This window comes from Streptomyces sp. NRRL S-244, assembly GCF_000717915.1.
Lineage (GTDB): Bacteria > Actinomycetota > Actinomycetes > Streptomycetales > Streptomycetaceae > Streptomyces.
In genome coordinates, this window is the sequence record NZ_JOCX01000013.1 from 34,188 (window position 1) to 46,758 (window position 12,571).

11 protein-coding genes are annotated in these 12,571 nt (G+C 71.0%); 4 read left to right on the top strand and 7 right to left on the bottom strand.

Features of this window, described 5'->3' with window-relative positions:
* Positions 1-204: 204 nt before the first annotated feature.
* From IF02_RS0117945 to IF02_RS0117955, 3 genes are all read right to left on the bottom strand, one after another.
* On the bottom strand, positions 205-888 hold the full coding sequence (locus tag IF02_RS0117945; RefSeq protein WP_030158102.1) for a hypothetical protein: 684 nt from the start codon (positions 886-888) through the stop codon (positions 205-207).
* A 197-nt stretch (positions 889-1,085) separates the two neighbouring features.
* Positions 1,086-2,600, bottom strand: coding sequence for a DHA2 family efflux MFS transporter permease subunit (locus IF02_RS0117950; protein WP_234318248.1), 1,515 nt, complete (start codon positions 2,598-2,600; stop codon positions 1,086-1,088).
* 282 nt (positions 2,601-2,882) lie between these two features.
* Positions 2,883-3,860 carry a GlxA family transcriptional regulator gene (locus IF02_RS0117955; RefSeq protein ID WP_030158106.1) on the bottom strand — a complete coding sequence of 326 codons (978 nt, stop codon included), beginning with the start codon at positions 3,858-3,860 and terminating at the stop codon, positions 2,883-2,885.
* A 141-nt stretch (positions 3,861-4,001) separates the two neighbouring features.
* Here IF02_RS0117955 and IF02_RS0117960 point away from each other — a divergent pair, with 141 nt between their 5' ends.
* The 3 genes from IF02_RS0117960 to IF02_RS0117970 all read left to right on the top strand — a co-directional run bounded on the left by IF02_RS0117960 (position 4,002) and on the right by IF02_RS0117970 (position 6,329).
* On the top strand, positions 4,002-4,406 hold the full coding sequence (locus tag IF02_RS0117960; protein WP_030158108.1) for a GlcG/HbpS family heme-binding protein: 405 nt from the start codon (positions 4,002-4,004) through the stop codon (positions 4,404-4,406).
* Positions 4,403-5,197 carry an SDR family oxidoreductase gene (locus IF02_RS0117965; protein ID WP_030158110.1) on the top strand — a complete coding sequence of 265 codons (795 nt, stop codon included), beginning with the start codon at positions 4,403-4,405 and terminating at the stop codon, positions 5,195-5,197. The genes IF02_RS0117960 and IF02_RS0117965 overlap by 4 nt, the downstream gene beginning before the upstream one ends.
* A gap of 85 nt (positions 5,198-5,282) precedes the next feature.
* Positions 5,283-6,329: an SgcJ/EcaC family oxidoreductase gene (locus IF02_RS0117970; RefSeq protein ID WP_030158112.1), complete on the top strand. Its 1,047-nt coding sequence runs from the start codon at positions 5,283-5,285 to the stop codon at positions 6,327-6,329.
* 29 nt (positions 6,330-6,358) lie between these two features.
* On the opposite strand, the gene IF02_RS0117975 is transcribed toward IF02_RS0117970, so the two are convergent.
* On the bottom strand, positions 6,359-8,425 hold the full coding sequence (locus tag IF02_RS0117975; protein WP_234318249.1) for a transcriptional regulator: 2,067 nt from the start codon (positions 8,423-8,425) through the stop codon (positions 6,359-6,361).
* A 90-nt stretch (positions 8,426-8,515) separates the two neighbouring features.
* Here IF02_RS0117975 and IF02_RS0117980 point away from each other — a divergent pair, with 90 nt between their 5' ends.
* Positions 8,516-9,334, top strand: coding sequence for an alpha/beta fold hydrolase (locus IF02_RS0117980; RefSeq protein WP_030158116.1), 819 nt, complete (start codon positions 8,516-8,518; stop codon positions 9,332-9,334).
* A 4-nt stretch (positions 9,335-9,338) separates the two neighbouring features.
* On the opposite strand, the gene hisG is transcribed toward IF02_RS0117980, so the two are convergent.
* From hisG to IF02_RS0117995, 3 genes are read right to left on the bottom strand one after another with little or no spacing between them, the layout of a single operon-like run.
* The gene (hisG, locus tag IF02_RS0117985) at positions 9,339-10,181 is read right to left on the bottom strand and encodes an ATP phosphoribosyltransferase (RefSeq protein ID WP_030158118.1); all 843 of its coding nucleotides are present in this window, start codon (positions 10,179-10,181) and stop codon (positions 9,339-9,341) included.
* A 3-nt stretch (positions 10,182-10,184) separates the two neighbouring features.
* The gene (locus tag IF02_RS0117990; RefSeq protein ID WP_030158120.1) at positions 10,185-11,567 is read right to left on the bottom strand and encodes a hypothetical protein; all 1,383 of its coding nucleotides are present in this window, start codon (positions 11,565-11,567) and stop codon (positions 10,185-10,187) included.
* Positions 11,564-12,571 carry an ATP-grasp domain-containing protein gene (locus IF02_RS0117995; protein WP_030158122.1) on the bottom strand — a complete coding sequence of 336 codons (1,008 nt, stop codon included), beginning with the start codon at positions 12,569-12,571 and terminating at the stop codon, positions 11,564-11,566. Before IF02_RS0117995 ends, IF02_RS0117990 begins: the two co-directional genes overlap by 4 nt.

Sequence of the window (12,571 nt, forward strand, 5' to 3'; positions counted from 1 at the left end):
CGTTCGGAACCTCAGCGCCATACGAGTGGCGAGACAGTCGGCGTCACACAGCACTGGGTCAGGACGGTAGGTGGACCCCAAAGGCGTCCACCGGTGACAGATCGGGGAAGCGAGCCCCGCGCGGTGGCCGCTGCCCGATGCCCTCACCGTCGCGGACCAGCTCCGGACCAGCCCAGACCAAGGGGGCGCACCGAAGTCCGCCCCCTAGTTCCGCTGTGCGGGGCCGAAGGAGGGGGGTCTCTGGTCGTCCCCGGCAGGGCCGAGGTCGCCGTTCTTCCACTCCGGGTCGTAGGCGCAGGGCATGCTGGCACCGCCGGTGAAGTACTCCCGGTCCGGGTACCAGGTGAAGGACATCCGCTCGTCGCCGTCGTCCCGCTGGACGAACAACTCCCAGTCCCTGCCCTGCTCGCCCTCGCCGTAGGACGTGACCTTCCAGCCGTTTTCCTTGAAGAACCGGTGCAGTCGGCGCAGGCCGGGGACCGCCTGGCTCGCCGGCACGTGGTCCAGTGCCCAGCGGTGGCTCATCGAGTAGGCGCCGTCGACGGTCTTGTCCTCCAGCCCCAGCAGGCCCCCGTCGTAGCAGAAGCCGGAGCCGAACGTGTTCTCCGTGCTGACGCCGATGGCCTCTACTCCGGGTTCTATGGTGCGCGTGAACCCCATGACCTCGTAGGCCTTCTGGGAACGCTGGAGGGCGCGGTTCGCCATCTCTTCGGGTGCGACGCGTGCGAAGTCCGTCGACCCCCATGAGCCCCATGCGAGCGTGACGACCAGAACGAGTACGCCGACGAGCGCCGCGCCGCCGCATCCCAGGGCGCCGAGGAGGCAAGAGGAGGCCCTGGACCGGCTCGAGTCAGGGGTGGCGGCGCTTGGCACGGTCTCGTCGGGCATACGAGGACGCTATGCGAGCGGGATGCGCGGCGGATGGGTGCGGATACCGGTCTCGGAGTGAGTACGCGTACTCACATGACCTGCTGCCCACCCCACCCCACCCCCAGCCAGGACAGCTGCGCGTCGAGGCGTACGTCATCGGGCGGCAGTCGAACCGTGCCCCCTCGCCGCGAGCACCGGGCCGGTCATCCAGGGCATCAGGTGGGTGTGTGGGCGGTTTTGTTCGTCGTGGTGCCGTCTTCGTCCTGGGCCTCCGACGCAGCAGGCTGTTGCGGAGCGGGCGGAGTGCGGATCAGCAATGCGACCAGCACGGCCAGGGCGCCCAGCACGGCGCCGATGCCGAATCCCCACCGGATGCCCGTGGCGAGGGCGCTGGTGGTGCCGGCACCATCGGCTGCTGCCGTGGCGGCGCGTCCCGACATGACGCTGATGACCAAGGCGGTGCCGGCGGCGGCCGCGACCTGTTGGAGCGAGCCCAGGATGGCGGAGCCGTGGGGGTAGAGGTGCGGCGGCAGTACGGACAGGCCGGAGGTGAAGACGGGGGTGAAGACGAACGCCATGCCCGCGCTCAGGGCCACGTGAAGGGCGAGCACCAGCCACGGCGAGGTCTGTTCGCCCGTGAGGGCGAACAGCGCGAGGCAAAGCGCTGTGAGCACGGCTCCGGGTACGACCAGGCGTGGTGCGCCGATTCGGTCGTAGAGCTTGCCGACCTGTGGGCCGAGCAGGCCCATGGTCAGGCCGCCGGGGATCAGGAGCAGCCCGGTCTGCAGTGAGGTCAGGCCACACACTTCCTGCAGATAGATCGGCAGCAGGATGAACGCACCCATGAGGGCCATGAAGGAGAGGCACATCAGGCCGAGCGCCACGGAGAAGTGACGAAACGTCAGGGCGCGAAGGTCCAGCAGCGGTGCGGACGAGCGCTGCAGTGCCAGCTGTCGCCATACGAACAGGCCCACCAGCACGGCGCCGACCAGGGTCGTGGCCTCCGGAGGCACGGGGGCCTGGGCCGCGTTCCCGGCACCGAGCCCGCTCAGTCCGTAGACCAGGGCGCCGAAGCCCGCTGCCGCCAGGGGGACGGACAACCAGTCGATCGGGCCGGCCTGCGGCTCGCCGATGTTGACCAGTTCGCGCAGGCCGAATACGGCCATGGCTCCGGCGATGGGAAGCACGGCCAAGAACAGCAGGCGCCACGGCCCCAGCTGCAACAGCACGCCGGAGACGGCGGGGCCGAGGGCGGGTGCGACGGAGATGACGAGGGTGATGTTGCCCATGACACGGCCACGGTCGTGCGGGGGCACGAGGGTCATCAGCGTCGTCATGAGCAGCGGCACCATGACGGCGGTGCCGCTGGCCTGGATGACACGGGCGGCCAGCAGTACGGGGAAGGAGGGCGCGGCCGCGGCCAGAGCCGTGCCGGCGAGGAACAGTGCCATGGCGAGGCCGAAGGCGGTCCGAGTCGTCACGCGCTGGAGGAACCACCCCGTCACCGGGATGACGACGGCCATGGTGAGCATGAAGGCCGTGGACAGCCACCCTGCGGCTGCCGCGGTGACCTCGAAATCGCGCATGAGCCGTGGGATCGCGTTGACCATGATCGTCTCGTTGAGGAGGACGACGAACGTGGACAGCACGAGAATCCGCAGCACGGCGGTGACGCGGGCGGGCGAGAGGCTGGGCGTTGCGAGTGGTGCGGGCATGGTGCCTTCCGTCATGTGAGTGTCCTCCGCACGTGGGCGGGTCACACTGGCAGACCGCGGCGCCGGGAAGAACTCATCGGTGTTCCCCGATCCTGTCGGTGCAGCCACCCAAGCTCAAACCATTTTGCCGACCCGGAACGGCCAGGACATGGCTTCTGGACCAGGCCGGCGCCGAGCTCGAGGACGACTGACAGCAAGCGCACCCTTCCTTCCGGGCGCCTGGACCGGGGTCTTCCGCCGCACTGCCGCCCGGCACGCGGCGCCCTGTACGCGTCGACGCCTCCCCCACGAGCCGACTTACCCTGAGTCACGCCGATGTGCGGCGGAGTTGAAGGTCTCGCGGTAGGTGCGGGGCGGTACCCCGACGTGTGCCTTGAACAGGGTTCGGAAGTTGGCCGGCGTGCCCAGGCCGCAGCGGCGGGCCACGGCTTCGACCGTCAGGTCGCTCGCTTCCAGGAGTTCCCGCGCGAGGCCGAGCCTCGCGTCGAGCAGCCACCGCATGGGTGGCCGGCCGGTGTCGGTGTGGAAGCGGCGGATGAGCGTGCGGCGGGACATGCCGGCCTGGCGCGCCAACTGGTCGACGGTGAGCGGCTGGTGCAGGTGGTCAAGTGCCCACTCGTACACCGTCGTCGGCCCGTCGGAGGCGGACGGGGTCACCGGCAGGTCGGCGAACTGGGCCTGACCGCCGGTGCGGTGCGGGGCGGCGACCAGCAGGCGGGCCCGCTGGTTCGCCAGGCGGGCGCCGTGATCGCGGCGGATGAGGTGCAGGGACAGGTCGAGGCCGGCGGTGACGCCGCCCGAGGTCAGCACCTGGCCTTCATCGATGTACAGCTCCGCCGGCTCCACCGTCACCTGCGGGTACTGCCCGGCCAGCGCTGCGGCGTACTGCCAGTGCGTGGTGGCGCGGCGGCCGTCCAGCAGACCGGCCGCGGCGAGGGCGAACGCGCCCAGGCAGATGGACACGATCCGGCTGCCCCGGGCCGCCGCCTCCGCGAGCGCGGCGGTGACCGCGGCGGAGGGCGGTACGGGCTCCAGGTACCCCGGGACGATCACGGTGTCCGCGGTCTCCAGGGCGTCCAGCCCGTCGGCGACGGACAGCACCGGGCCGCCGTGCATCGGGACGAGCCCGGGCCGTTCCGTGCACACCGTCAGCGAGTAGGGCCCGCCCGGCCAGCTTCCGAAGACCTGCAACGGAATCCCGATGTCGAGGGCGAGGACGTTCTCGAGCGCCACCACGACCACGTGGTGGTTGCCGCCGGTGGTTTGCACTCCCATGGCACGATCCTATCGCTGTATGGCATGCATGCCACTGACGCCCTCGCTTCGGTCGCGTTTACGGTCATTTCATGACCGATGGAGGTCCGGGCACGGCGGACCTCAAGACGAGCGCGTACCGCTACCGACAGGGGCAACGCCATGAGCGTCACGCTGGACGCGGCCCAGGCCGCGATCGAAAGGGCTCGCGCCCACGCCGTGGCGATCGGCGTCCCGATGAACATCGCCGTCGTCGACGGCGGCGGACACCTGGTCGCGTTCGCCCGCATGGACGGGGCGGTCCTCGGTTCGATCGAGATCGCGCTGGCCAAGGCGAAGACCTCGGTCCTGTTCGACGGCCCGAGCGAGAACCTGTGGGAGTTCTGCAAGCCCGGCGGCCCGGCTCCCGCGACCGAGCACACCAACGGCGGCCTGATCCCCTACGCGGGCGGCCTCCCCGTGCGCGACGCCGACGGCACTCTGACCGGCGCCGTCGGCGTCTCGGGCGGCATGCCCGTGCAGGACGGCGAGGTCGCCCGCATCGCGCTCGGAGAGGAAGCACGATGAAGAAGATCCTGATCACCGGCGCTGGCACCGGCCTGGGCCGGGGCACCGCCATCGGCCTGGCTCAGGCCGGGCACCAGGTCACCGCCACCACGGAGCTCTGGTCACAAGTGACCGAACTGCGCGGGCACATCGAGGAACTCGGCCTGCGGGAACGCGTCACGGTCGACAAGCTCGACGTCCGGGACGCCCGCGACATCGCGGCCGTCTCCGGCCGGGACTTCGACACCTTCGTCAGCAACGCCGCGATCGGCGAATGCGGGCCGCTGGCGGAGATCCCCGTCGAGCTGGTCCGGCGCACGTTCGAGACGAACGTCTTCGGGAACCTGGAACTCGTCCAGCGGGTGATCCGTACCTGGGTGGACGCCGGCACGGCGGGCCGCGTCGTCATCGTGAGCTCGATGGGCGGCATGCTGACCGCCTTCGGCCTGGGCCCGTACTGCGCGACCAAGCACGCGCTCGAAGCGATCGCGGCGACCCTGCGCGACGAGCTCGCGCAGACGGGGATCACCGTTCAGACCATCAACCCGGGGGCGTACCTGACCGGGTTCAACGACCGCATCGCGGACACGGCCTTCCGGTGGCTGGACGACGCCGTCAACTTCAACCGGACCGAGGACGTGAAGGCCCGCTTCGCGGAGATCCTCGCCGACCAGTTCGACCCGCAGGACATGATCGACAAGATGGTCGAGATCATCGGCGCCGAGCACGGGAAGTACCGGAACGTCTGGCCCCCGGCGACCGAAGAGCTCATCAAGCAGGTCCAGGAAGCAGCCTGGACCCGCACGGTGTGATCCGCAGCCGCAATACCGACCACCCGAGGCCCGCCATCCCGCCGTCCCGCCCCGGCCGGGCACACGCGAACGAAAGAGAGATGCCGTGACCACCGACGCACCCCTGCCCGTCTTCGAGCGGCTCGGCCTCCCGGACACGGGCCTCGCCCGGGACACCTACGCCTACGCGGCGAAGGCCACGCCCGCCTTCGTCTTCCACCACAGCGTCCGCAGCTACGTCTTCGCCCGCGCCCACGCCCGGCACCAGGATCTGCGCGCCGGTTCCGACTACGACGACGAACTGCTGTTCATCAGCTGCGTCCTGCACGACATCGGGCTGAGCGAGGAGGGCAACGGCGACCAGCGTTTCGAGGTCGACGGCGCCGACACCGCAGCGGCGTTCCTCCGCGAACGCGGTGTCGAGGAACGCCGTATCGCCATCGCCTGGGACGCCATCGCGCTGCACACCTCGGACGGCATCGCCGCGCGCAAGGGCGCGGAGGTGGCGCTGGCCCAGGCCGGGATCGGCACCGACATCCTCGGAGTCCGGCGCGAGAGCCTCCCGGCCGGCCTCGCCGACGAGGTGCACGCCCTGCTCCCCCGCATGGACCTGGCCTACGCGCTGAGCGACGCGATCGTCACCCAGGCCAGGTCCAAGCCGCAGAAGGCGTCTCCGCTGACCTTCCCCGGAACCCTGCTGCGCCACCACCTGCCCTACGGCGCTCTCCCCGACTGGTACGACCTGCTGGCCGCGGCAGGCTGGGGCGACCAGCCCGTCGGTGCCGTCGCCCGGCGCCGTGCGCAGACGCCCGAGCAGGTCGGGGCCCTGTTCACGGAGTACCTGGAGGCGGGTGACATCGAGGGTCTGGTGTCGCTGTACGCGCCGGACGCGCACTTCGTCCCCACCCCCGGAACCCACGTGGTGGGCGCCGAGGCCATCCGGCAGGTCCTGCAAGAGCTGATCGACCAAGGCGCCCGCCTCACGCTGGAGCTGCGCGACATCCGGCAGGTGGGCGACGTGGCCCTGGTGTCGAACACCGCCACCCTGACGGGCGTCGGCCCCGAGCCCGTGGTCTCCACGACCACGGAGGTCCTCCGGCGCCGGCCGGACGGCGGCTGGGTCCACGCCGTGGACGACCCGTTCTTCGGCTGACCGCACCGGGCGGCGTCCGCGTTCACGCGTCAGACGGACCACGGGGAGGAAAGGCGCGGATCGGGGACGTAGGCACAGTAGGTCCCCGTGCGGATCGTGCGGTCGAGGTGGTCACCGAGCGCCGGAGAGGCGTCGCGCAGGCGGCCGATGGCCTTGCGCACGGCCTGGGTGACGGCGGCGCGGGCCCGTTCGGAGGCGGCGCCGGCGTGCCGGTCGCGCCCGCCGAGCCCGACGGCCCGGGCGAGTTCGTCGATCAGGAATCCACGTTCGAGTTCGGCCTGTTCCCGTCTGGCGATGTCGTTGCCGGCGCGCGCCTCCTCCATGTCGTCCTCGATCTCGGCGAGCCGTCGGCGGTACATCCGCTTGGCGCGGTCGTCCAGGAGGGGGCCTGCGTCACCGGCGCGCGCGAGCCTGGCGGCGGCGACGGGGTCAGCCGTGTCGGCGGCGGCGAGGTCGAGGACGTGGAACTCGCGGCCCGGCGCGGCGAGCAGGCGGGCGAGGTGGTGCATGCCCTTGCTGTCGCGGACGCTCACGCGCCGATCGTCGAAGACGACCCTCCAGTACTCACCCTCCCGGACGAACGTGTCCGGCTCGGCCGTGTCCAGCCCGGCCGTGCGCGACTCGGCCGTACGCAACTCGGCCGTGTCCGGCTGCGGCTCGCCGGCCACAGGCGCGCGGGCGATCCGTTCGAGCTCGGTACGTGCCGCCTCCCGCTCGAGGGTCTCGGCCTGGAGATTGCCCAGGACGCGCTGCGCGTCCGCGAACCGAAGCCGGCACTCGGCCGTCTCGTAGGGGGCGCCGACCTCGCTCCAGCCGCGGACGGCCTCGGCGAAGAACGCCGACGCGCCGGCCGCATCGCCCTCGGCGAGCAGGACCTCCCCACGGGCGCGCAGTGCCGATGCGGCGAGCGCGTTGCTTTCGAAGCGGACGGCCACCTCCTCGAGCTCGCGGGCCGCGACCCGCGCCGTCTCCAGATCGGCGCGGGCAACGGCGATCCTGACCTGCGCGTCCAGCAGCGGCGCGCGCCGCAGCTCGGAGGTGGGGGGCAGCTCCTTCGACGGCACCGGCAGTGGCCGGGCCAGTGCCTCCCGGATCGCGTCGCCCGCGGTGTCGACGTCGCCGCCGGCGAGCCGGACGAGCGACAGACCGGGTTCGGGATCCCACCCGAGGCGATGTGCGGCGCGCAATGCCTCTTCGGCACCGGTCAGGTTGCCGCGCCGCAGCCGGATCCGGCCCAGTTCCGTCAGCGGCCAGCCCAGCTCGCGCCGCACGTAGGGGCGTAGCTCTTCACAGGCCAGCAGCACCTGCTGCTCGGCGCTCGCGCACTGACCCCGCAGGCGCAGGATCTCGGCCCGGTGCACCCGGCACCGGCCGTGCAGGCTGCCGATCGCGTTCGTGCGCGCCCACCGCTCCATCGCCTCGGTCCACTGTTCGGCCAGGTCGTACTGGGCCAGGCCCTGCAGTGCGCAGACCACCTCGCAGTAGACGACTCCGGTCGACAGGGGGTCGAGGTCGCCGGACATCGCCGCTGTGCCGGCGTCGCCGAGGAGCTCCAGACCCCGTTCGACCTCCCCGTCGAGAATCACCAGCCGGGCCTGGGCCACGCGCCCGATCGCCGCTGCCGCCGGATCGGTCTGCGAGCCGGTCTCGATCGCCCGCTCGGCCCAGTCGCGTGCCGCTTCGAGGTCACCGCTGAGGCAGCGCTCGAAGGCGCGCACCGCCGCGAACCAAGCGTGCGCTCCGGTCACCGGCGTGGGATCGAGGAGGCCCTCGGCACGGCGCAGCCACCCTCGTACGGGTGCCATGAGCGCGGTGTCGAACAGCAGGTGCATGGCGACCCGTACGGCCGCCCCGGCCGCGGCGGCGTCCTCGCCGAGCCGGGACAGTTCGCCGTGGAGCTGCTCCCAGGTCTCGATCGTGACGTCGAGGCGTCCGGCGGCGTACGCGACGTCGGCGAATTCGGCGAGCTCCGCCGGACCGAGGTCACCCGCTTCGCGGGCCGCCAGATACCCGGCGTAGGCGTCCGCCCACGCTCCGCGGGCCGAAGCGTTCCGCGCCCGCTCCAGGGCGTTCGCGTCCCCGGTGGCATCGACCACGCGCAGTCCTCGATCCCAGGTTGGCCGGTTACGGCGGTAATCGTCCTGCTTACGCCTCCATGGTGAGCCACAACCTCGCTGGAGGACATCATGGACACCGTCACGGTGAACGGCATTCAGCTGGAACACGAGATCCGCGGAACCGGAGAGCCGGTGCTGCTCATCAGCCCGGTCCTCGCCGACGGGTTCGTCCCGCTCATCGCCGAACCGGCACTCGCCGAGCGCCACCAGCTCATCCGCTACCACAAGCGGGGCTGGGGCGGCAGCACCCACCCCCTAGGGGCGGTCGCCATCGCCGACCACGTCGCGGACGCCATCGCGCTGCTCGACCACCTCGGCATCGGTCAAACTCATGTGGCCGGGCACTCCAGCGGCGCGGCAGTCGCTGCCCAGATGGCCCAGGACCACCCCGACCGCATCGCCACGGTCTCCCTGCTGGAGCTCTCCCTGCTGTCGGTGCCGTCGGGCGAGGCGTTCTTCGCGCAGGCGGCGCCGGCGTTCCAGGCGTACGCCGACGGGGAGCCGGAACGCGCCATCAGGCTGTTCCTGTCCCTCGTCAGCGGAACGGACTGGGACCACTGCCGGACCCTGCTCGACGAGCGCCTGCCGGGCAGCATCGAGCAGGCGGTCAAGGACGCCGACACGTTCTTCGGGGTCGAGCTCCCCGCCCTGGCCGAATGGCGGTTCGCCCCGGACGACGCCGCGCAGATCCGCCAACCCGTGCTTTCCGTGCTGGGGAGCGACACCCGGCCGCTGTGGGTCGAGGTCGCCGCGTTCCTCAGCGCGAACGTGCCCGATGTCGAGGAGTGCGTCATCGACGGAGTGGGCCACCTGCTCCACATCGAACGGTCCCGGCCGGTCGCCGAGGCCCTGGCCGGATTCCTGGCCCGCCACCCGCTCACATGCTGACTCCTCAGAGTCGGCAGGCGTGGATCGCCGTGGTGAGGATCGCGCGGGCGCCCAGTGCGTAGAGGCCGTCCATGATCTGCTGCGCCTCCTTGGCCGGGACCATGGCCCGGACGGCGACCCACCCCTCGTTGTGCAGCGGGGAGACGGTGGGTGCTTCGAGCCCCGGGGTCAGGGCGACCGCCTCCTCCAGGTGTTCGGCGCGGCAGTCGTAGTCCATCATCACGTAGGCACCGGCCACCAGGACGCCCTGGAGGCGCCGCAGGAACTGCCGGGCCTTCGGATCGTCCGTGCCGGGGCGGCGGACGAGGATGGCCTCCGATTCCATGATGGGCTCGCCGATCACTTCGAGACCGGCGTTGCGCAGCGAGGTCCCGGTCTCCACCACGTCCGCGACCACCTGGGCCACGCCCAGCTCGACGGCGGTCTCCACGGCGCCGTCGAGGTGGACGACCGTGGCCTGGATACCGCTGTTCGCCAGGTGCTTGGCCACGATGTTCTCGTACGAGGTGGCGATCGTCAGGCCGTCGAAGTCGGCCGTGCCGCGCGCCGAGCCGGGCTTGACCGCGTAGCGGAACGTCGAGCGGGCGAAGCCGAGCGCCAGGACCTCCTCGGCGTTGACGCCCGACTCCAGCAGCAGGTCGCGGCCGGTGATGCCGAGGTCGAGCCGCCCCGTGCCGACGTACACGGCGATGTCACGGGGGCGGAGGTAGAAGAACTCGACCTGGTTTCCGGGATCGACCGTGACGAGCTCCTTGGCCTCCTTGCGCTGCCGGTAGCCGGCCTCCTTCAGCATGGCCGAGGCCCGCTCGGACAAGGAGCCCTTGTTGGGAACCGCGATCCGTAACATCCGTCATAGCTCCTTGTACGAGGGCGGCGGGGGTGGGGTGTGCGGGGGCTCGGGGTAGGGCTCGAAGGTCAGGACCCCCGCCGCCTCCGCGCCGCTGGAGGCGTTGATCGTCGAGGCGGACCTCGGCGGGGCCTGGCGCAGGAACGTCCCGGCGAAGCGGCCGCCGAAGACCAGGGGTGCGAGGACGACCTCGCGCCCGGCCGGGTCGGCTCCGGGCACGTCGACGACGGCGGGTCGCAGTCGGCGCTGGAGGACGTAGGTCTCGCGCGGGTCGGCGAGGCGTTCCTCCAGCAGGGCGCGCCACTGACCGTCGTCCTGGGTGAATCCGAAGGCCAGGCCCTTGCCCCCGTAGGCCGAGGCGGGTTTGCAGATGAGTTCCTCGCGCTCCGCGAGGGCGCGGTCGAGGGTGTCCGCCCGCAGCCGGAAGGTCACCGGGACGTGCGCCCGCGCCAGGGCCCGCTCCTCGTCGCTCAGCAGGTGGTCGAACTCGGGCTCGGTGAGCAGGGCCAGGTTGGCCTTGTTGTCGTGCAGGGCGGTCGCCGGTGCGCCGATGAAGTCGATCTTCTCGGCGATGTCGAGTTCCATCAGCCTGCGGGTGAGGCCGGGCGGGACGTACGTCTTGGTCTCGTGCCAGGTGTACATGGTGACGACCACGTCGATCCGCTTGCCCTCGAAGGAGGCACCCTCCTCGTCGAGTTCCAGATCGGTGACGAGGCCGCAGCTGATCTCGTACCCGCCCGAGCGGATCATGTCGACGAAGAAGCGCCGGCCCGAGTCGGAGTCCGCGGGGTTCGCGATCGCCTCGAACACGTGGAGCGGTCGTTCCGTGTCGTGCTCCCGCAGGAGGCCGACGAACATGTCCAGCCAGACGTGCGAGGTGGCGGCGGCGCCCGGGGTGAGACCGCGCGCCGCGAGGAAGCGGGCGTAGTCGGAGTCCAGGGCGGCCTCGGTGTAGGGGGCGATCGTGCTCATGCCGCCCATCGGGGTGGACACGTTCAGTTCGACGAGCTGGAGTCCGTCGTCGGTCACCACCAGGTCCGGCCGCATGATCGCCGTGGCCGTGCGGCCCGTCCGCGGGTGGCGCAGCGCGCTGATCATCAGCTCCGCGTCCTCGGCGGGGAGGCCGAGGTAGGCGGCCCAGGCCTCCAGGTCGTCGCCGAAGACTCGGCGCGGGAACTCGGAGACCAGCTCGGCGAGGCGCAGGCCGAGGTCGGTGACCTCGTCCGCGGCGGCCCCGTGGAAGACCACGGGCGGGTACGCGTGCACCCAGCCGGGGCGGTGCAGCCGCTTCTGGAACCGCTCGTTGTCCGCGTCGGCCGCGCCGGTGGCGGCGAACTCCGTCCAGGCGGCGGTGGCCCGCGGGTCGAGCGAGGACCAGGCGGTCACGAGATCTTCCCGGCGGTGCGCAGCGCGGCGAGCACGGCGTTGACGGTCTCGGAGGACTGGTCGACGCCGGTGGCCCGGAAGGAGTAGTTGAGGCCGCCCGGGTTCACCAGGTTGAACTCCATGATGTACGGGTACGCCATGTCGATGCCGGAGTAGAAGATGCCCAGGTCCATCATGCGCTTGCCGAGGGCCCGGACGAACTCGTCCTCCTCCGGGGTCAGGGTGAGGCCCTCGAACTTGGTGCCGAGCGTGACGTTGGCGCGGTCGTCGTTCTCGAAGTGGAAGCGGCGGAAACCGCAGACCGGGACGTCGCCGGCGATGATCACGCGCTTCTCGTTGCTGCGGACGTTGGGGATGTACTCCTGCACGGCCGTGTAGCGCTTGGAGAGCCCGATGATGTTGCGGCTGTACATCTCGTAGCGCGGAACGGCGTTGCCGGTGGCGGCCTGGAGCAGTGCGGGGCGGTTGCGCTCGTTCTTGTTGACGAAGTACACGCCGGCGCCGCAGCCCTCGTTGGTCGGCTTGAGCACCCAGGTGCGGTTCTCGTCGGACTCGACCAGCTCGGTGAGGTACTCGAAGTCGTTCGACACGTAGGAGGCGGGCAGGTGCTCCGCGGGGACCGCCGCACCGAGGGTGATCTTGGAGTTGAGGTAGAAGAGGGCGGAGGCGTCGTTGACGAAGGGGACGCGCTGGTTGAGCAGCCACAGCAGCTGGAAGGAGTCGGCGAGCGCCTCGGGGTGGGTGCCGGTGAGGACCCAGACCAGGTCGAAGTCCTCGGCGGAGGCGTAGGACTCGCTCAGCGCCGGGAAGTCGTGGCCGGTCAGGTACTCCTCGCTGAGCTGCACCCGGTCGACGACCACGGTGTTGTCGTGCAGGCAGAGGGTGTCGATGTCGCCGATGTGGACGTCGTGCCCCTCGCGGTGGAGCGCGCTGGGAATGATCGAGTGGTTGTCGAGCCGGAATTTCGCTGCCTCGGAGACGAGGACCAGGATCTTGTACGACAT

Coding starts and splice junctions, on each gene's coding strand:
- IF02_RS0117945 (WP_030158102.1), bottom strand. CDS start 888: ATGCCCGACGAGACCGTGCCAAGCGCCGCCACCCCTGACTCGAGCCGG.
- IF02_RS0117950 (WP_234318248.1), bottom strand. CDS start 2,600: ATGACGGAAGGCACCATGCCCGCACCACTCGCAACGCCCAGCCTCTCG.
- IF02_RS0117955 (WP_030158106.1), bottom strand. CDS start 3,860: ATGGGAGTGCAAACCACCGGCGGCAACCACCACGTGGTCGTGGTGGCG.
- IF02_RS0117960 (WP_030158108.1), top strand. CDS start 4,002: ATGAGCGTCACGCTGGACGCGGCCCAGGCCGCGATCGAAAGGGCTCGC.
- IF02_RS0117965 (WP_030158110.1), top strand. CDS start 4,403: ATGAAGAAGATCCTGATCACCGGCGCTGGCACCGGCCTGGGCCGGGGC.
- IF02_RS0117980 (WP_030158116.1), top strand. CDS start 8,516: ATGGACACCGTCACGGTGAACGGCATTCAGCTGGAACACGAGATCCGC.
- hisG (WP_030158118.1), bottom strand. CDS start 10,181: ATGTTACGGATCGCGGTTCCCAACAAGGGCTCCTTGTCCGAGCGGGCC.
- IF02_RS0117995 (WP_030158122.1), bottom strand. CDS start 12,571: ATGTCGTACAAGATCCTGGTCCTCGTCTCCGAGGCAGCGAAATTCCGG.